This window comes from Mucilaginibacter sp. Mucisp73, from assembly GCF_059491465.1.
This window is the reverse complement of the sequence record NZ_CP168507.1, coordinates 5,496,650-5,516,592: the sequence shown is the minus strand read 5'-3', so window position 1 is coordinate 5,516,592 and position 19,943 is coordinate 5,496,650. Positions and strand designations below refer to the sequence as shown.

At 42.3% G+C, this 19,943-nt stretch carries 13 protein-coding genes and 1 tRNA gene; 12 read left to right on the top strand and 2 right to left on the bottom strand.

The genetic code is table 11. The features are described 5' to 3' along the window. Window positions 1-5 precede the first annotated feature (5 nt). From ACEN82_RS22785 to ACEN82_RS22755, 7 genes are all read left to right on the top strand, one after another. Window positions 6-8,684: an RHS repeat-associated core domain-containing protein gene (locus tag ACEN82_RS22785; RefSeq protein WP_413320110.1), complete on the top strand. Its 8,679-nt coding sequence runs from the start codon at window positions 6-8 to the stop codon at window positions 8,682-8,684. Further along, the gene (locus ACEN82_RS22780) at window positions 8,685-9,356 is read left to right on the top strand and encodes a hypothetical protein (RefSeq protein WP_413320112.1); all 672 of its coding nucleotides are present in this window, start codon (window positions 8,685-8,687) and stop codon (window positions 9,354-9,356) included. It abuts the gene before it with no gap. Between the two features lie 168 nt (window positions 9,357-9,524). Continuing rightward, complete coding sequence (locus ACEN82_RS22775; RefSeq protein ID WP_413320114.1) at window positions 9,525-9,752, top strand: hypothetical protein; 228 nt, start codon at window positions 9,525-9,527, stop codon at window positions 9,750-9,752. After that, a complete protein-coding gene (locus ACEN82_RS22770) occupies window positions 9,749-10,951 on the top strand; it encodes an FG-GAP repeat domain-containing protein (RefSeq protein WP_413320116.1) in 1,203 nt (400 codons plus the stop codon). The genes ACEN82_RS22775 and ACEN82_RS22770 overlap by 4 nt, the downstream gene beginning before the upstream one ends. 90 nt (window positions 10,952-11,041) lie before the next feature. After that, window positions 11,042-11,857, top strand: a complete 816-nt coding sequence (locus ACEN82_RS22765; protein ID WP_413320118.1) for a hypothetical protein — start codon at window positions 11,042-11,044, stop codon at window positions 11,855-11,857. A 116-nt stretch (window positions 11,858-11,973) separates the two neighbouring features. Continuing rightward, the gene (locus tag ACEN82_RS22760; protein ID WP_413320120.1) at window positions 11,974-13,281 is read left to right on the top strand and encodes a hypothetical protein; all 1,308 of its coding nucleotides are present in this window, start codon (window positions 11,974-11,976) and stop codon (window positions 13,279-13,281) included. 180 nt (window positions 13,282-13,461) lie between these two features. Further along, window positions 13,462-13,692 (top strand): hypothetical protein, encoded by a 231-nt coding sequence (locus tag ACEN82_RS22755; RefSeq protein ID WP_413320122.1) that lies wholly within the window; start codon window positions 13,462-13,464, stop codon window positions 13,690-13,692. Between the two features lie 1,368 nt (window positions 13,693-15,060). On the opposite strand, the gene ACEN82_RS22750 is transcribed toward ACEN82_RS22755, so the two are convergent. Continuing rightward, window positions 15,061-15,148 (bottom strand) — tRNA-Ser (locus tag ACEN82_RS22750). Between the two features lie 260 nt (window positions 15,149-15,408). Here ACEN82_RS22750 and ACEN82_RS22745 point away from each other — a divergent pair. The 4 genes from ACEN82_RS22745 (at window position 15,409) to ACEN82_RS22730 (ending at window position 18,791) form a co-directional block, all read left to right on the top strand. Beyond that, entirely contained in the window at window positions 15,409-16,380 is a 972-nt protein-coding gene (locus ACEN82_RS22745; RefSeq protein ID WP_090530846.1) for a polyprenyl synthetase family protein, read from the top strand. Between the two features lie 79 nt (window positions 16,381-16,459). After that, window positions 16,460-16,930 (top strand): group II truncated hemoglobin, encoded by a 471-nt coding sequence (locus tag ACEN82_RS22740; RefSeq protein WP_413320124.1) that lies wholly within the window; start codon window positions 16,460-16,462, stop codon window positions 16,928-16,930. Window positions 16,931-17,032: 102 nt separating this feature from the next. After that, the gene (cdaA, locus tag ACEN82_RS22735; protein WP_090530839.1) at window positions 17,033-17,824 is read left to right on the top strand and encodes a diadenylate cyclase CdaA; all 792 of its coding nucleotides are present in this window, start codon (window positions 17,033-17,035) and stop codon (window positions 17,822-17,824) included. 136 nt (window positions 17,825-17,960) lie between these two features. Continuing rightward, window positions 17,961-18,791, top strand: coding sequence for a sterol desaturase family protein (locus ACEN82_RS22730; RefSeq protein ID WP_413320127.1), 831 nt, complete (start codon window positions 17,961-17,963; stop codon window positions 18,789-18,791). On the opposite strand, the gene ACEN82_RS22725 is transcribed toward ACEN82_RS22730, so the two are convergent. Further along, on the bottom strand, window positions 18,781-19,170 hold the full coding sequence (locus ACEN82_RS22725) for a hypothetical protein (protein ID WP_413320129.1): 390 nt from the start codon (window positions 19,168-19,170) through the stop codon (window positions 18,781-18,783). The genes ACEN82_RS22730 and ACEN82_RS22725 overlap by 11 nt on opposite strands. A 151-nt stretch (window positions 19,171-19,321) precedes the next feature. Between ACEN82_RS22725 and frr the strand changes: the two genes are divergently transcribed. Continuing rightward, window positions 19,322-19,885 carry a ribosome recycling factor gene (gene frr, locus ACEN82_RS22720; RefSeq protein WP_090530830.1) on the top strand — a complete coding sequence of 188 codons (564 nt, stop codon included), beginning with the start codon at window positions 19,322-19,324 and terminating at the stop codon, window positions 19,883-19,885. Window positions 19,886-19,943: the final 58 nt, after the last annotated feature.

The following is a 19,943-nucleotide window of genomic DNA, read 5'->3' as shown; positions in this document are numbered from 1 at the left end:
TACAAATGCCTAAACTTATCAAAAAACTCCTGTTCCTGGTATTATGCAACGCATTTGTGCTACTTGCGCACAAGAGCTTTGCGCAAATGGAGCCCTATCAAAATACAATGTCAGGGCCGTTTACAATCAACCAAAGAGATACCCTTACTGATCCTAAATTTGCTGCCGGCACGGCCTGGAATAATACCATCAATAAATCGGTTAAAAGCTCGGTATCGCTTAACGTGCTTGATAACGTGCTGATCAAAGATCCTTTTAAATATACCGTTTTGGTTAAAATTGATTATTATACAGATCCTTCGGTAAGTACACCTACAACTGTTAATACATCCTTAACTGTTGATTACACCCCCGGGCAAGGCGCTCCCTATAAGGGGATGGACGTGTATAATATACCGGGCGGCGCTTATAAAATAATCGTTACCGTTACCGGTGTAAACCTCAATGGTTTCCTTGTCCCTCCGGCCAATTCGGTACAACTGGCAAGCCGGATACTGGTTGACCGTACCTCGGTATTTCAACCTTCGGCAGCACTTGCCACAACTTTTGCCAATGCCACCGGCAAATATTTAACAGCTACATGGAACGCCCAGGCAGGTGCCCAGGAGTATGATGTTGAATGGACAACTATAAATTCGGGAAACCCCAATTATACTGTTATTACAGCTAATGCCACACACACCTCAAATCCCGATTATCCTACTTTGAGCACCGCACTGGCTAATGCATTTGTAAATAATGCCAGCAGGATAACTACCGATTCAAACTCATATACCATATCATTAAACAGTACTGATTCCTATCTTTTATTCAGGATCAGGCAGGTTCAGTATGATGTAACTACAGGGGTACGTAAAGCCGGGGTTTGGGATTATACCGACTATACAACATCTGCGGCCCCTAAGTATGCTATTTTTCCGCTTACTTGGACCGATAACACCATGAACTGGCAATACTCGGCTGCTTTTGCCGAAGACGGGCGAAAAAAGGAGGTGATCAGTTATTTTGACGGCTCATTAAGGAGCAGGCAAACGGTTACTATAAATAATAGTGATAATGTTGCACTGGCACAGGAAAACGTTTTCGACGATTTTGGTCGGCCGGTAGTGAGCATATTGCCGGGAACATTTAAGGAGAACGGTAATGCGTATTTACATTATATTCCCAATTTTAATTTGGTATCGGCAGACACGTCGTATAAGTATGCAAATATTGCAGGCAACCCGGCACAGGCTTGTGAATTTAACCCGAGGCCGATGAGTACTTCATCCGGTGCTTCCAGGTATTACTCGGCCCAGAATGATTATTTAAATACCATTCCATCTAACAAGTTTTTACCCGATGCGGAAGGTTATCCTTTTTCTGTAACTCAATATACCAATGACAACACCGGGCGCATCAAATCGCAGGGAGGTGTAGGGCTTGCTTTTCAGCCCGGTAAAAATGGCGGAGCGCAACTTAGCAAAACAACCCGGTATTATTACGGCAAGCCCGAACAATGGGAACTCGACCGCATGTTTGGGAACGATGCGGGCTATGCCGAGCATTACCTTAAAAACATGGTGGTTGACCCTAACGGGCAGGTAAGCGTTAGTTATTTAAATGCCAGTGGCAAAACGGTGGCCACAGCCCTGGCTGGTCCTAATCCTGCTTCGCTCGATCCGCTAACGTCTTATGGCGGGTCAGCAACTACGCAAAATATCCACGTCCTTAAACCCGAACAGTTTACCTATAACAGTTCGGCTATGGCACTATCGGCCAGTACTACCTACCTGGCAACTATGCCTGGCGCGGACACCCTGAAATATGATATCGAAAAGCTGATAGATTATTATCCGGGTGGTTCGTTCCAGATCTGTAGTAACTGTTATTACCTCATGACGGTTAAAGTTACCGACGATTGCAGTAACGTTGTGGCTACAACAAGTACGCCTGTGCAAATAGGTTCGCTTGTTTCAAATTGCAGCGATGTTATAAAATATAGCGGCAGTATCCCGGTAAACATAGCCCTGCCCGGCGAATACAACATCAGCATAACTTTTGCATTTGATAATAATGTTATACAAAGCTATACCGATAACTTCATTTCAGAAGGGCTTAAAAATGGTTATATCGAGCAGCAATTTAACTACATCAAAACCCACTACCTGGATAACCTTGATGTAAGCGGCTGTTATAGTGATTGCCATACCTGCAGTACGCTGTTAGGCAGCCAGGCTGATTTTGTGCAGATGCTTAAGGATAAGATGCTGGCGCTGGATATTGATGTGCAGAGTGTGGCCGGATCATTATTTAACGATTGGGCTGTTGCTCAATACACCACCTTAAAAGCTAAGTGTACCAGTATGCAGGCCAGTTGCCCATACGATCCTTGCGCAACAACCGAAAAAATGATGCTTGCGGATGTATCTCCGGGAGGCCAGTACGCACTTTTTAATAATATTGGTACTGCACTTGAGCCCGAAATAAATGTGATTACCCAGGTTGGTGCAGGGCAAACCCAGCCTAACTGGCGCATAGCTTTCCCTGTATTGGCGGCCAGCAATTCAGAATACCAGGCCAACGCTATTATTTTACCCGATAATACTTATATCTACCCTAATTCGGCATCCTTTACACCACAGCTTTTGGTGCAATACTGGAAACCTGAATGGGCGCAAAGGTTCCTGAGCTATCACCCCGAAAAATGTAAACTTGATTTCTGCGCCGCGTATTCAAATTACGAAAGCTGGGATATGTTTTTGCAGGAGCAGGTTAATACCGCAGCCAATGTGGCATCCATCCCAACAGGTGGGGCCGCGTTAACATATAACTCAACAAATGCATACGACTGGTTGTTAAATGTTGACCCGTTTTTTAAAAGCGGCGCTCCCGGCAGCGAGTTCTTAGGCCAGGCACAAACGGATATTCAGCAATTTTCGAACACTGTAGCGCAGATCCCGCTCAGAACTGAAACTCCTGTTCCTGCAGATCATCCGGTAAAAAGCCTCTCTGCTTTTGTTGATTATATGCTTTATTGCTATGATCCGAATGATAAGAATACTGATAAATGGGCAAGCTGCAACATTGATCCAAATTCAACCTGCCGTGTGCGTGACAGGGAATGGACATCTTACCGGGATTATTACATGCAGCTAAAAGCTAAATATTACGATATCCTGCGTACCCGTATGTGCGGTAGTGGTGCGTGCGCTATAGGTAAGCCAACAACTATTCAATTGCCAAGTGGTTGCGCAACCCCAGGTGAGTTCAGCATCGGCGAATCAAATACAACAGCACCAATTAATGGTAATAAAACCTTAGTTATTTCGCATGGTATGGGTTCGTTAAGTCAATCAACTACGGTAGTATTGCATTATCCTTCGGCGGTGGACAATACTTCGTTCCCGCATACGGTAACGTTTAACAGTGGCGATTCGCAGCAAACCATTACTGTTCCGGAAGATATGCCGGCAAGTGGTGTAACAGTCACTTCGGTTTATTGTGGTGCACCGCCACAAACAGGCACAGGTAATGATCCAACCTATATAGTAAAAGTAGTTGACCAGGTTAATCCCGACGCCAACAACGACTGTAATAACACAACCTTTGAAGGTTATCGTACAACGGTAACCCTTGTAAATAGCAGCGGAACCCCGGTTAACGCGGTAAATGATATAAAATTAACCCTTGGTTACTATCAAACCGCTTGCACTACCGGTACCCAGACTTATTTAACCCGTGATTTTTATATTACAGCAGGCACAAGTTCGACAACATATCCCTATGTTCATAACGTAAGCAGTTATGATGTGGTTTGCCACTATGGCTATTGCACTATGGCTTTAAGCTGCGCGGTAAGCCTTACCGGGGCCAGTACCTTGCAAGGGGTATCAACCTGCTCGGGCTATACGGTTTCAAATCCGCAACCCCCTGTTGATCCATGTCCGGCAGCTTATGCAGGTAAAACATCGCGGTTTCCGGATATGGCCAGTACAGCCCATATGCTTGATGGGATATCGGATCCGTCACAAATAACACAGCCTACCGAGGATGCCATCAAAGCACAGGCAAAAGATATTTGTACCGCAAATGCTGTTAACTGGATAAAAGCTTTAACACCGGGCATTGAAGCGGCCGGAAAACAATCAAGTGTCCCTGCATTAACCCAGGCCTTGATTAATGTTTGCGCAGCAGGCGCAGATAGAGACCATCCGATGGGTGCGAGTTCTGTTATTCCAAATAGTGGCGCGGGGCCGTATGCTGATTTTGGCGCAGCTATAAAGAGTATATTGTTATCGGGAGGGCAATATACCTCAACTATTAACCCTTTCCTGATAGAATCGCCAGGGCCTTATGAGGTGAAGCAACAGGCAGTGCCGCTAACTGTAGGGGTATCAAATAGTACCATATGTAGCAAACTGGCTACGTTAACCGCCGAAGCCGGTGGCACCGACCTGTATAGCTATCTCGTTACCAAGTACGGTGATGCCATGACGCTGACAGCGGCTGAAGTTACCGACCTGAAAAACTCATGCAATAATGGCTGTAATTATATTTTAGCCCATGATATTACCCTGCCTGTTTTTCTCGATCCGCGGAATGCCGGTTCTGTAACAGCCGCCGATTATCAGGCTAAACGGGGCGTATTGCTTGGTCTTTTCAATAACCTGACGACTGCCGATGAGAATTACGGTACCATCCTAAGTAATTACATGAATCAGCAGCTGGGTTTTTCACTCACGTATGATGACTATGTTGCGTTTGAAGCCCTTATAGCACAGGGTGGATCGCCTGTTTTGTACAATAAAATGCCGTACAAAACAATTCCGGTTGATCCGTACGACTGTATTAAAAATGCCGTAGCAAAAATGGTAATCACTGCTAAAGCCGATTATGATGATTATATTGATGATCTCAGGCAATCATTCCAGGCCAGTTATATCAATACCTGTAAGCTTGCCCAGGCCAATGCCAATTTGAAAACTACCGAGCAGCTTTATCATTACACACTTTATTATTATGACCAGGCCGACAACCTGGTGCGCACCATCCCGCCCGAAGGTGTAAGCCTGATCGATCCGAAATATTTTTATGCTGTTGATAAAGCCCGCGATAATGATCTCCTGCCGGTTCAATATGACGGGCCTACCGTGAATGCGGATAAAACTACCGCGCTTACAACGCTTTCAGCCACACTTTCGGCCGCGCATGGTGCTGTTGAAATGTGGATGTATAATAACGGCAAGCCCGATATCAACTTACATTTTGTAGAAGTTACCCCCGATAAAAAGTATCTTTTTCAACTGGGAGTAACAGCCAGCAAGTTAAACGTTGATATTTATCCATTAAGCCAGACAGAGGCTACCGGTATTAACTTTTTAGCGCCATCCGGGCATTATAGGGCCGATATAAGCAGCCTGCCTGCGCTTACGCAGTTTACGCATGTTGTATTGCAGGGGCCTTCATTAGGTACCGCAACCGATACCCCGCCACAAATTTATGTAAACGGTGTAAAGGTCACTACATTGGTCACTGCAAGTCCGCCGGCAGCAACAGGTTTTTCGGTTACAGCTACAGCAACAAGCGTTACGTTCCCTGATGATATCGCAACGCTTAAGCATATGAGGCTGTATACGCAGAACCTGTTATCAGCCGCAGACATAGCTACCAACGCCGCCAACCCTTTTTTCAATACGGTTGATAATACATATATGGCCTGGTACAGGTTCAATATGCCGGCAGCGGGTGGCCCTACCACTGTTGATCCAACCTCCACTATCGAAACTTCAACCCCGGATATATTTGCAAGCCATACATTGCCAACCACATATGCCTATAACAGTACCAACCAGGTAACAACCCAAAACTCGCCCGATGGCGGTACCAATAGTTTTTGGTACGATATGTTGAGCCGCCTGGTGATATCACAAAATGATAAGCAGAAAAATGCCTCGCCCGCTGCTGTAAGCTATACCAAATATGATACTTTGGGGCGTATTGTAGAGGTTGGCCAGAAAGAAGGGAATGGCATTACGCTTGGGTCGGTAGGGTATCTTGCCGATGCTACGTTAACCAGTTTTAACAATACAACGAATGGCACCAACAAACAGATTACCCATACCTGGTATGATGCGCCGGTACCAACAGTAAGCGGTAATACCGATGGTATTGCCACTCTTACCAGGCAAAGCAACCTGCGCAAACGTGTAGCCGCAAGTACATTTAGAGAAACACAAACCGACCCGGTACTAAGGGCAACCTACTATGATTATGACCTTGACGGTAATGTAAAAACGTTATGGCAGCAAATTGACGGACTATACCAAAATAGCACCAATACAGGTTTGAAGCGGATTGATTATGAGTACGACCTCATTAGCGGCAAAACAAACTTTGTCCGTTACCAGGACGGCCAGCCAGATGCGTTTTATTACCGGTACCGCTATGATGCCGAAAACCGTTTAACATCAGCCTGGACAGGTACTGAGGCTTTGGTTGACCCAACCATAGGCAGCGCACTACTGCCTGCTACGGCTAAACAGGATGCCGTTTATTATTACTACCAGCACGGCCCATTACGCAGGGTTGAACTTGGGGGCGAACTTAACCGCGTGCAGGGTCTTGATTATGCGTACACATTGCAAGGTTGGCTAAAAGGTGTTAACAGCACATCGGCGGCGGCGGGTGACGATATCAATGGCGATGGTACAGGACCGACCAGGCTGGTGCCACGTGATGCTTTTGGTTATCATTTGGATTATTACGGCAGTGCCACCCAGCTTGATTATAAGCCGGTAAGCACCGCTGTGCATCCTTTTACAACAACTATGCAAACCAACGGCTTGCTTACTTCGCTGTATAACGGTAACATAGCCTCGGGCAGCATGAGTATACCGCAACTCTCTGCCGACTGGCTGGAACATATTTATAAGTATGACCAGCTTAACCGCATCAAATCTGCCGGAACTTATCACGTTGCCGGAGCCGGGCAGCAGCCTACATTTAATTCAGATTATAATGAGTTGTTTACTTACGATGGCAATGGCAACATCCTTACCGCCAACCGTACAGGATCGGGCACAGGTTCGGCTACAGATAACCTGATATACACCTATAACAAGGATGCCAACGGTAAACTGACTAATAACCGTTTGAATTACCTGAACGGCCATGCCGGGGTGGGCAATATGGGCACCGACCAAACACTTAACAATTACACGTACGACCAGATAGGCAATTTAACCGCCGATAACCAGGCAGCGACAAGTAATATCAACTGGTCGGTTTATGGGAAGATCCTTGGCTTTACACAGGGTACTGTTGGTAATGTAACCTATAAATATGACGCCGCTGGCAACCGCGTAAGCAAAACCATAGGTGGTTTGTCAACCTACTATGTGCGCGATGCGCAGGGCAATACTATGGCAGTATATGATAATAAGGACAATGCTATCAACTGGCGCGAGCAACACTTGTACGGTTCATCACGCCTGGGCATTTGGACGCCCGATGTCGCGGCTATTAATAGTGCTACTACCAATACCGCATGGTATACTACCGGTAAAAAGGAATACGAGCTCGATAACCATTTGGGCAACGTAATGGCATCTGTTACCGATAAGCGCTTACAACATCAAAACGGCACATCCGTTGATTACTTTTTAGCCGATGTGGCAACGGCCCAGGATTATTACGCCTTTGGAAGCCAGATGCCCGACCGGACCTATACTAATTCTCCTAACAGTTACTATCGCTATGGCTTTAATGGTAAAGAAAATGATAATGACATAGGCAAGGGAACAGGAAACCAGCAGGATTATGGGATGAGGATCTATGATCCAAGGATAGCGAAGTTTTTGAGTGTGGATCCAATAAATAGTCATTATCCACAACTTACGCCTTATCAATTCGCATCAAATAGCCCGATTTCGGGTACAGACCAAGACGGTTTGGAATATTACTACTCCATGAATGGAAATAGAGGGGTTAAGCTTGGACAAATAGGTTCAAATACTGAAGTTAGATTAATTGATAAATCCATACCTTTTGCAAAAGCACAGGAGATGTTTACAACTGTTCATTCCGGAGCTAATGATGCTAATACACTAAATAATGTAAGTAAAGCAGTGGGAATATCTTTTGAAGCCCTAAATACAAAAGCCATGATGATGACGGTAAGATTCACTGAATATGGCGACGATGGTATATTGCCATACAATGGACTACACGGCTTCTATACCGCAAGTCAGGAGAAGAAGGGTTTTAGAGGCGTTCACACTTTTAGTGACTATACTAAATTTCCTTATAAATGGACAAATCCTGCAACGGGCATTACCGGTAATAGTGTCGCTGTTGGGGCATATCAAATTCAAGGTGCAACATATGATTATTTGAAATCGCCCGGTCAACAAGATATATTTCCTAAAACTCAAGACTTAATGTTTTTGAAATTAGTAAATGGAAAGAATGCCTTGTCTCTACTTCAGGGGGGCGATATCAATGGATTTGCGTTAAAACTCAAAGGAGTTTGGACTTCTTTGCCTGGAGGAAAGCAGGAAGGTTCAATATTGAAACATAATCCAGGCTTATATCAAGGCACGTTTGAAAAATTTATTGGTCAAGAGTTAAATAACACGAGTAAAATAGGCTCAACTAATGCCGAAATAGATGCCGCTTTAAAATCACTGAATAGACCTAAATAGATGGAAAAAAAATCAGACATACATGTGGTTAGTACTATCCTTTTTTTAATATTAGGTTACATTAGTAATATACATAACGTATATGCATTTTCAGCAAAAAGTGCTAATGGAACGTTATGTGACACAACTCTCAAAAAAAATGGGGAAGTTTTTACCTATAGTACTATTGTTAAAAATAGTAAGAATAGAAGCTATTCGTTGGAAATTAAAACAATCTACATTTATGATAAGGATTACTTAGAAAATTTGTTTGTTGCGGATTCAAATATGATTGTTATTCGTCAGGAATTAATTTTTAAGCATCATAACACTATTGTAGCAACTAAGAATCATAGTGTTAGGAAAAATATAGTGATTAAAAATGGCAAAAAAACAAAATTGCTAGAGAATGTAATTGTTGAGGTAGGTATTGAGTATGGAAAAAAGGGAGCATTTTATGCTATTGAAGGTAGCGGATTGTGTAATTCTTGCTCTGTATATTCGGCTTTTTTTTCTATGACAGGTCATGAATTATATAAAGAGTACTCTTCTCGTGACAATACTAATATCCTTCGAAAAGGTAATTTTAATAATATTATGAATACTTACGGGGTAAGGAAAAGTAAATGGCTGCATCGATTCACTACGACGTGGGTATTCCCCCCAAAACGATCCGGTGAGAACATAAATTAATTTCTTATCTGATGTACAGTACAGGTGTGTGTCAATTATTGAATTGTGCCAAGAAGTAGATGTTTAAGACCTTACCTAAACTAAAAAATAAAAAGCTTGCAACAGCAGGAAGCAAAGGCCATTTTGATTTTACAACATCATATCACCATCATTTAAACCTAAACATCCATGAAAAAACTATTACTTTTTATAATTCTGTCTTTAGCCTTTTCCCCGTTGTTACAAGCTCAGTGGTCAACAGATGCATCCGGCAATATGGCGAATACCAACTCCGGAAATGTTGGCGTAAATTTATTAAGCGCCACCTCAAAATTTGTAATTACCCAAAATACTTATTTAGGTACTACAGCACAGAACAATTTGCTGGCCAGCAGTTTTAAAGCATTCATAAAATGAAAAGTAACAACCTTATCACCATTTTAATCTTGTTGCTGTTTTGCTGCAACAAGCTTTCTGCACAAATCAAAGCTTCAGATTTCAGGGCTAAGGCAGATGTTACAACGCTAAAGTATCCTACAGGCGTAAACATTGCCGATATTGACGGCGATGGAAAAAAAGATGTTATTGTTGCCAACGAGGGCACTGCATTTGTTTCAGTTTATCGCAACACAGTAGCGGCAAACGGTGATGTTTCACCAGGTACATTTGCTTCTCCTATCCATGTTTCAACCGGAGGGAGCGCCATAGAAACAGTGATAGTTGCTGACATGAACCAGGATGGTCTGCCCGATATTTTGGCCTGTAGTTATAATAATAACCTTTTATGCCTTCTTCGCAATACTACAACATCCGGTAATATTTCCTTTATACGTAGCAATATAACCATGGGCTATTATATGCATAATATAGCCATTGGCGATGTTAATGGCGATAGCAAGCCCGACATTGCCGCAGTAAACTCTGATGCCGGAACGGTTACCTTATACCGTAATACATCTACTTCAACAACGGTGAGTTTTGCTACAGGATACAATATACCGGTTGGCGGCAAACCCACATCAGTAACCCTTACCGATCTTGATAACGATAATAAGATAGATATGGCAGTAGTGCTTCATGACAGGGCGCTCGTTTCTGTTTATCGTAACATTTCTGCGGCAGGTGCCGCAACAATTGATTCTACAACCTTTGCTACCCGCCAGGATCTTGCAACCGAAGCAGGCGCATATGCCATGGCTGCTGCCGATATTAATAATGACGGTAAGACCGACCTGGCAATTACCAATATCAATGATCAAAATACGGTTTCGGTTTTTCGCAATACCTCGGTAAGCGGTACAGTAAGTTTTTTTGTACCTCAAACTAATTTTGCAACGGGCATACACCCTTTATCGATAAGACTTGCCGATATTAATGGAGATGGTAAGCCCGATATCATAACCGGCAATTGGGCAAGTGCCGGCACCATTTCGGTATTGCAAAATAATACAGCCTCTGCAGGCACTACCTTATTGTTTTATCCACAGGTTAGCTTAACAGCAGGAGGTACACCGCAAGGGGTGGCTGTGGCTGATATGAACGCCGATGCCAAACCTGATATCGTATCAGCAAATAGTTACAGTGGTACTTTTTCTGTTTTGGAATATAAACCATAGCCTCCCAAAAAACTGTATAATAACAGGTAGTTAACCTTATGGTATGATCATAATTATTCCAAAGCCATTTCACTATAATTCATAAACTTTATGAAACTAATTATCTTAACCTCGTTTTTTATTTTTTTAGGTGTTACACAGTTATATGCACAGTTTGATGCCAATGGGGGATATACAACAACGATGACCCGGGTTGGAATTGGAACATTAACACCACAAAAAACATTGCAGGTTATCGGTACAGGCATTCGTATTAATGCAACTGGTAATACAACTTCTTTTTTTGATATGCAGGACATTGGTAATAACCAGGTTGTCATTACGAAAACAGCCGCCGCCGGCCTGTCAACAATTGACATAACACCAAATTCGGCCGATGGGCTTAGTAATGCTACCGTAAGGCTTTTCAGGAGTACGCTCAGTACAGGAATAGTTGCATTTCAAATTCATTCGGGAGATGGATCAAGCAATATCAATACTCTATTGGGTGGAAATACCGGTACCAGTTATATTAATTCATTGGCCGGAAATTTGGCTATTGGCACAAAAGATCCCAGGGGCTATAAACTTGCTGTGAACGGGAAGGTGATAGCCACATCATTAACTGTCTTGGATTATGTCAACTGGCCCGACTATGTTTTTAGTAAGGAATATCTCCTTCCTTCGCTTGCAACTGTTCAAAATTATATTTATAAAAATCATCGTTTGCCTGAAATGCCTTCGGCAATGGATGTAGAAAAAAATGGGATAAACGTGGGTGAAATCATCAGGCTTCAAACAAAGAAAATAGAAGAACTAACACTGTATCTTATTGATAAGGAAAAGCAACTAACCGAGCAGGCAGCAGCGCTTCAACAACAGGATGAGCGGTTAAAGAAATTGGAAAAAATGATGATTGCAAAATGATAACCTGGATTATATTAATTTTTAGATAGAACATAGAGTGCATTTTTTACAAAGTGCAGGTACATTCCGATATTATGAAAATCAACAAACTCCGAAAAATATTAGAATTTTAAATAATGAATAAATTAACATTAACCGGTATTTTTATTATCGGAACCTTGAACACTGTATTTGCCCAGCAATGGACTACAAACGGCGACCATATCAGTAACACCAATGCTGGTAGTGTTGTTATTGGCGGCACGGCACCGGCTATCATAAATAGTTCGGCCGCACTTTTTCCGGGGGCAACGCCCAAATTTAATATAGTAACCGGACAAGGGGGCGCTTCTTTTACCGAACCGGTAACCCTGTACCATCCTGGCGTAACCTTGGACGCCGTTCAGCGCCAGATGGGTTTTTTGATGAAGCTTTCCAGTGAATCTACAGGCGTAGAAACGAGCAAAATGGGGGGGATGATCCTTGAAAGCAGTAACGCTTACGCCAACAATCCGTCATTTAGTTTGGTGACTGCCAACACCCGCAGGCTCACCATAGATTATTTCGGTAACATCGGCATAGGTACCACAACTCCAACGTCTTCTCTTGAGGTTAACGGAACCGGGCGTTTTACCGGTAGTAATCCGAATGCGGCAACCGGGGCGGGAATTGAAGTGTTTTATAATACCACCAACGGCGGGTATTTTCAGGCTTATGATCGCGCCGCGGCTGCTTTTCTTCCGGTCAACATCCAGGGTAGTAGTATCAATTTTAGTAATATAGGTGTCTCAAATACCAATCCTTCTTTAATAATAAAAGGAGGTAACGTAGGTATAGGTACGCCAGCTCCTGTTTCTACATTTCAAGCAGGGAATTCCTTTCAAAAATTCAGCGCTGGGAGTGCCGGAGGCGCTAACCTTGCCTATGGTACCTCATATCTGGGATTCAATGCCGCACGCAGCGGGAGCGGTTCAACTGCGAGTTGGACAATTGACGGAGACAACGTCCATAACGGCGGAGGAGTAATTTATGGGGATGTTTCCGGCAATATTTACTTTGCCCCTTTACCTTCTGCCGGTACCTCACAAAGAACGCTCACTGACCTTGATATCAAAAATAGTATTACGTTTAAAATTGCTAATAACGGAGGTGTCTATGCCAAATCAATGTCTGTTCAAATAGCAGTAGCGCCCGATTATGTATTTAAAAAAGATTATAAACTGCCCAGGTTGAATGATGTGAAACGGTATATCACCCAAAATCAGCACCTGCCCGAAATACCTTCTGCCCGGCAAATGGAGAAAGATGGGATGAATGTTGGCGAAATGAACAAGTTGTTGCTGAAGAAAGTAGAAGAGTTGACACTGTATATGATAGAAAAAGACAAACAAATTAATGAGCTGCAAAAAAGGGTATCTTCACTGGAAAAGCGTCGGAAAAAATGAATATGAAAAAGGTAATATTTATTACACCCCAAGCTTTATCTGTCGGTAAAAGAATTAACCTTGATATTTGTTCTGCTTATCAGCGTCCCCGGTTGTTTATTTGCTCAATCCAGCCAAAATTCTACGACCCTATATGAGTAGAATGTAGCCAATACCGGTAGCCTGCCTGGCGAAGGGATTGTGGCTACTATTAATTCGGGAACAATAGGAACTTATACCGGAACCGCCATAGCAAAGGCAAATATTGACTGTAACGGTAAATGGGGATATACCCTGCCTATTGTTGCCAATTTTAAACTATTCGTAAATTTCATAATTTCGGTGTACTCCCTGCAGCAGGATGTGATAATACCGGGCGTTATACTGGAGCTCAAATCCCTATCGGCTAACGAAGGCGGCTATGATTGCTAACTGCCCTGTTTCAAACAGACAACTGCGGGTCTTTTTACGGTATATGAACGGTACAAATCCAGCATTGACTATGAGGAGCCCCGCGATTAGCACTGCAGACGGAACAATGCTGATAGCACAACCTATTTATAATACTATTGGACAGGAAGGCTCGCAATAAATGTACCGACAGTACAAAAATGATGCCTTATGCCTTGCTCGTTGGAGGTAATGTGTAGCAGAAGGGGCATTAAACTTAATAATACGTGGCCCGATTATGTGTTCAAAGAAGGTTATTCACTCCCCGATTTAAATACAGTAAAAACATATATCGATCAAAATCAGCATCTGCCGGAAATACCTTCAGCAGAAGAGATAATAAAAGATAGACAGATCCTTGGTGCGATGAACAGGCTTTTACTTAAAAAATAGCAGAGTTGACGTTTTATTAATAGAAAAAGATAAAAAATAACTGGACTAACCAGCCGGTTGCTTGATCAGCAACAATAGATAAATGCAATCAAAATATAAATCAACGGAAAATGAATATTTTGATATCAGGCGTGATGAGTGTAAAAGGAGGCGAAACCATGCTCGATAACGATTACAAGTTGTTGTCACTAACCAAAATTGAAGAATAATATCAAAGAAAACCATCATCTACCAGACATAGCTCCAGCCAAACAAACGCAGGCTGAAGGATTAAATGTAAGTGAAAACCAGACCGAATCATAGCAGATGCAGCCAATCCTGAAATTAGACCCCGTTGCTTTCGTCAAAGATGCTATATAGATCACATGTCATAAGCCCCGATCGCTAACGGGTAGGAACTTTATTGATATCAAAAGTCGTAGTCATAATCGTCCTCGATTACGCTCAGTCCGTGTATGTTAATATACTTAAAATTTCAAAAAGAAAAAATAACCGAAACTTTTTTCTATCATAAATATGATTTTAAACGATTAACAAATTTAAAGCTAAGGCCTTTGCAAAACAAGATGTCCATATTGTAAACATGCTGTTAAACGGGCCAATGCTAATGATTTAGTTGAAAAATAGTTTCTGACATTTAAAATGATAACTGACGGATTATCAATATCAATTGGTTTTTGACGAAAGTATTTCCAATTTTAACTTAAGTAATTCATTTGCAATCATTTAAGTCTTTAAAGCGTCTTTTTTGAGATAAAAAAGACGCTACGAATGACGCAATGCGATTGTGAAGATTTTTTGATTTTTAAAAGGGCTAAAAAAGCAAAAACCCCCTAATTAGCGAAATTAGAGGGTTTTTCAACTATAAAAGATTCAAGGTTCGAATCCCTCTCTCTTTTAAGTTTTTACTTGTAAATGATTGGCTTTCAGTCAATTATAAACTATTTTTACTTTCAGCGGAGAGGGAGGGATTCGAACCCTCGATACCCTTTTGGAGTATACACACTTTCCAGGCGTGCTCTTTCGACCACTCAGACACCTCTCCGTGTAAATGCGGATTGCAAAGGTAAAATATTTGCCCTTACTATCAATAAAAAAGCGAAGCCCGTTTTAACCGGCTTCGCTTTCACAAAAACTTAACTCTACTTATAAAAATTGCACTCGCACAAGTTTGACAGTTATGGCGTGCTTTGGTTTAATTTGAGTAAAAAATATTAGGCTGCAATGCAGATACATAATTTTAGCTTATGTTTGCTCCGCACTGTCACATGGCGGTGGTTAACATAAAATACTGTTTTGGTTGCAATGCTGAGCATCAACGACATTAAAAAACCTATTGCTGCTGATATTGATGCGTTTGAGGAGAAATTCAGGAACTCAATGAAAAGTTCCGTTCCGCTGCTTGACCGCATCACACATTACATTGTAAAGCGTAAAGGCAAGCAGATCCGCCCAATGTTCGTGTTCTTTTCGGCCAGCATTTGCGGGGGCATCAATGAGGCAACGCACCGCGGGGCGGCATTGGTTGAGCTGTTGCATACGGCATCACTTGTGCATGACGATGTGGTTGATAACTCCTACCAACGCCGCGGCTTTTTCTCTATCAATGCTTTATGGAAAAATAAGATAGCTGTTTTGGTGGGTGATTACCTGCTTTCAAAAGGCTTGCTGCTTTCTATCGATAACAACGACTTCCAATTATTGCGCATCGTATCTGACGCGGTTAAGCAAATGAGTGAGGGGGAATTGATGCAAATTGAAAAGGTACGCCGTATGGATATTGGCGAGCCTGTTTATTACGAGGTGATCAGGCAGAAAACCGCTTCGCTTATTGCATCCTGCTGTGCCTGCGGTGCTGCGTCGGCAGGGGCCAGTGACGAGGTGATTGAAAAAATGCGCCTCTTCGGCGAGAAAATAGGCATCGCGTTCCAGATCAAGGATGATATGTTTGATTTCGGAACTGATGATGTGGGTAAGCCGTTAGGTATCGATATCAAAGAAAAAAAAGTTACCCTGCCGCTTATTTACGCCCTGGCCAATTGCAGCAGTTCAGAAAAAAAGAGGGTGATCAACCTGGTGAAGAACCATAATGAAGACCCTAAAAAGATTGCTGAGATCATCAAATTTGTGAAAGATACCGGGGGCTTACAATACGCCGAAACCCAGATGAAAAAGTACCAGGAGGAGGCTTTCGAAATCCTGAACACTTTTCCCGACAGTGATTCGCACCGCGGGCTGGAGCAACTGGTTAGGTTTACTACCGAACGGGACAAATAATCAATTTTATTGCTGCGTATAAATAACTGGTTTTTTAAAGATGCACTCCCTATCTTTATCACAACCGGTTTTTACACTTATGACAGCTACAATCCCTACATTGTTTGAATGGGCGGGTGGTACACCTGCTTTTGAACTGCTTTTCAACAAGTTTTATGATAAGGTTTTGGCTGATGAGCTGCTGGAACCCGTATTTAAGCATATGTCGCCCCAGCACCGGATTCATGTGGCGCATTTTGTAAGTGAAGTTTTTGGCGGCCCAAAAACCTATAGCGAAACTGAAGGCAGCCATTATGCCATGATTAATAAACATTTGCAAAAGCATTTAACCGAAACGCACCGCAAGCGCTGGATTGAACTGTTGCTGCAAACTGCTGATGAACTGTCACTGCCCGATGATCCGGAATTTCGCTCAGCTTTTATGGCTTACCTTGAGTGGGGTACGCGGATAGCAGTGCTGAACTCCCAAACAGATAATACTACAGAAAGCCCGGATACGCCTATGCCAAAATGGGACTGGGGTGTGCCGGGAGGGCCGTATATCCCCTGAAGTAACAACATAGATATGTAAAATGACCGTTGTACCCGGTTGGCTTATCATATTTAGCATCCATCCGGCGTTTATGTTCGGGTAAACTTATTAACTTCGTAAATGCAGTCAATACAATCCCTCTTCCCTAAAATAGGTTTCTTTTCTATTCTTGATGTATTGCTGGTGGCTTTGATCATTTACCAGTTGTATAATCTTATCAGGGGAACCATTGCAGCTAATATCTTTATTGGGTTTGCAGTGATCTTTGCCCTCAATTTTGTGGTGAAGGCTTTGGATATGAAGCTGCTTACCATTATTCTGGGCAAATTTGTTGATGTGGGGATCATTGCCATTATCGTGGTGTTTCAGCAGGAGGTTAGGCGATTTTTATTATTGGTAGGTAAAAATGCTTCACTCCAACGCAATAAAGCCTGGTGGCAATATTTCTTCGGAAAATCGGAAGTTGAGAAAAATAATTACGCCAGGATCAAGCCAATAATTGATGCCTGCAAAAGCCTGAAGCAAACCCGCACGGGGGCGCTCATTGTTTTCGCCAAGTATTATGACGAACAGTTTTATCAAAACAGTTGCGAGGTGGTGGAGGCCAAAATTTCAAAGCGATTGTTGGAAAGTATTTTTCAGAAAACCAGTCCGCTGCATGATGGTGCGGTGGTGATTTCGGAGAATAAGATTAAATCGGCAAGTTGTATTTTGCCGCTTACCGAAAAAACTGATCTGCCGGCGCAGTTCGGCCTGCGCCACAGGGCAGGTATTGGTGTTACAGAGGCAAATGAGGCCACGGCGATCATTGTATCTGAAGAAACCGGTGAGATCTCGTATGCCAAACAAGGCCGGATTAAAATGAATATCAGCTTCGCAGAGCTGGAAAAAGTTTTAAATAAGGATTTTTAATCGGATAAAAATAAGACAGGATGCGCCTTTAACTGGTGCAAGTATTGTGTGGTTGCAAGAGCGGGGCGTACTTGTGCCCTCTAAGCTAAGAAGGATTGCTATATTGTGAATCAAAATAATCAGCGTTAAATTAACAATGCCACTGCAACCCTCCATCTATAAAATAACAGAAATCTCCCGGGTCCTGCTTTCGATAGCAGGGCGTTACCTGATATTTGCCGGGGCATTATACTTGTTTTTTTACGTGTGGAGAAGACGCACATATTGGTATTCAAAAATTCAGCAACGCTATCCCGAAAGCAAGTATATCCTTCGCGAAATCGTTTATTCATTTTTTACTATACTGATATTTGGTGCGGTGATCCTGTTGGTGATCTACGCCGGTAAGCAGCATTTAACAAGGATCTATCCAAACATCAGCGATAAAGGATATCCTTATTATTTTTTGAGTATAGGGCTGATGATCCTGATGCACGACACCTACTTTTACTGGACACACAGGGTTATGCACTGGAAGCCTTTGTTTAAGCTGATGCATAAAACGCATCATTTGTCAACCAATCCGACACCATTTGCCGCTTATGCTTTCCATCCGCTGGAGGCCGTAGTGGAGATTGGGATTGTACCGCTCATCGCCTTTACTATTCCATATCACGGTACAGCACTCACTATATTTTCTTTGTATTCGTTGCTATTAAACGTGACCGGTCATCTGGGCTATGAGCTTTTTCCCCAGGGGTTTACTACGCATAAACTGTTTAAATGGCACAATACTTCAACGCATCATAATATACACCACCGATTAGTTAAATGCAATTATGGTTTATATTTCAATATATGGGACAGGCTGATGGGCACTAATCACCCCGATTATGAAAAGAGCTTTGAACAGGTGGTTGAAAAGCGCGAAAAAGTGAAGTGTAAAGGAGACCAGGGACTATTGTCAGACGAACTGGCTACGGAGTAACTTTTTCCTTTTTTACCCCGGTGGTATCCGGATTAACAACATCTATTCTTTTAATGAGCATATGGTATTTTATCCCGGGTTCGTCAGTTTTAACAACGGGCATATTGTCGTTTGGGTAAGTTTTAACAATCGGCATCCGGCTGTAAACGGGCTCATCTGCAATAAGTTCGTGGGTGTTCAGTAGTGTATTGTTATGATTAAAAAAAACCTTTGGGGGAAGCGTTGGGATAAGTTTAGACAGATTAGTATCAGCTTTTAATGGTTTCAAATTAAAAAGTTTATCGACAGCGTCATTGTTTTTAGGTGTCTTATTGAGGTTTTGTGCTTTAAGCTGGCCTGCACAGGCTATGATAGCAGCAAGGATTAAGGTTTTTTTCATGGCGATACTATTTTATACTAATATACCTATCAATTAATAATATTTAAATGTTAAATAATGTTATTAAATGTTAAATGCTTTTGAATTGAACCCAAATACCAAAGCCATAAACTGATAGATTTTATTACTTTTGTGGAAAATTTAAAAACCGATGAGCGAACTCATTAAAAAACAAGTGAACGATGCAAAGGCCTTGATGGAAAAGGCCATTGACCATGCAGATAGCGAATTAAATAAAATACGTGCAGGTAAGGCAAGCCCTTCATTACTTGACGATATCAGGGTTGATTACTATGGCACCCCAACACCATTAAGCCAGATAGGTAGTGTTAACACCCCTGATGCCCGTACCATTGTTGTTCAGCCCTGGGAAAAATCATTGTTAAACCCTATTGAAAAAGCTATTAAAGAAGCTAATTTAGGTGTTAACCCTCAAAACGACGGTATCATCATCCGTATCAATGTACCTCCGCTTACCGAAGAGCGCCGTCGTGATTTGGTTAAAAAAGCTAAAGCCGAGGCTGAGACCGGTAAGGTGGCTGTTCGTAACATCCGTAAAGATGCCAACGAAAAGATCAAAAAATTAAAATCAGAAGGTGTTTCTGAAGACGAAATAAAGACAGGCGAAGCTGAAGTTCAAAAACTTACTGATGCTTACATTGCTAAAGTTGATCAGCTTTCAGAAGCTAAAGAAAAAGATATCATGACGGTTTAATATTAACCTTGTGTCAAATTAAAAGGGAATGAGCTACTTAGCCATTCCCTTTTTTTAT

What these genes read in the sequence shown, in the direction of transcription:
- ACEN82_RS22760 (WP_413320120.1), top strand. Translation starts at nt 11,974, where the DNA reads ATGAATAAATTAACATTAACCGGTATTTTTATTATCGGAACCTTGAAC.
- ACEN82_RS22775 (WP_413320114.1), top strand. Translation starts at nt 9,525, where the DNA reads ATGAAAAAACTATTACTTTTTATAATTCTGTCTTTAGCCTTTTCCCCG.
- ACEN82_RS22780 (WP_413320112.1), top strand. Translation starts at nt 8,685, where the DNA reads ATGGAAAAAAAATCAGACATACATGTGGTTAGTACTATCCTTTTTTTA.
- ACEN82_RS22725 (WP_413320129.1), bottom strand. Translation starts at nt 19,170, where the DNA reads ATGAAAAAAACCTTAATCCTTGCTGCTATCATAGCCTGTGCAGGCCAG.
- ACEN82_RS22785 (WP_413320110.1), top strand. Translation starts at nt 6, where the DNA reads ATGCCTAAACTTATCAAAAAACTCCTGTTCCTGGTATTATGCAACGCA.
- ACEN82_RS22765 (WP_413320118.1), top strand. Translation starts at nt 11,042, where the DNA reads ATGAAACTAATTATCTTAACCTCGTTTTTTATTTTTTTAGGTGTTACA.
- ACEN82_RS22770 (WP_413320116.1), top strand. Translation starts at nt 9,749, where the DNA reads ATGAAAAGTAACAACCTTATCACCATTTTAATCTTGTTGCTGTTTTGC.
- frr (WP_090530830.1), top strand. Translation starts at nt 19,322, where the DNA reads ATGAGCGAACTCATTAAAAAACAAGTGAACGATGCAAAGGCCTTGATG.
- ACEN82_RS22745 (WP_090530846.1), top strand. Translation starts at nt 15,409, where the DNA reads ATGCTGAGCATCAACGACATTAAAAAACCTATTGCTGCTGATATTGAT.
- ACEN82_RS22730 (WP_413320127.1), top strand. Translation starts at nt 17,961, where the DNA reads ATGCCACTGCAACCCTCCATCTATAAAATAACAGAAATCTCCCGGGTC.
- ACEN82_RS22740 (WP_413320124.1), top strand. Translation starts at nt 16,460, where the DNA reads ATGACAGCTACAATCCCTACATTGTTTGAATGGGCGGGTGGTACACCT.
- cdaA (WP_090530839.1), top strand. Translation starts at nt 17,033, where the DNA reads ATGCAGTCAATACAATCCCTCTTCCCTAAAATAGGTTTCTTTTCTATT.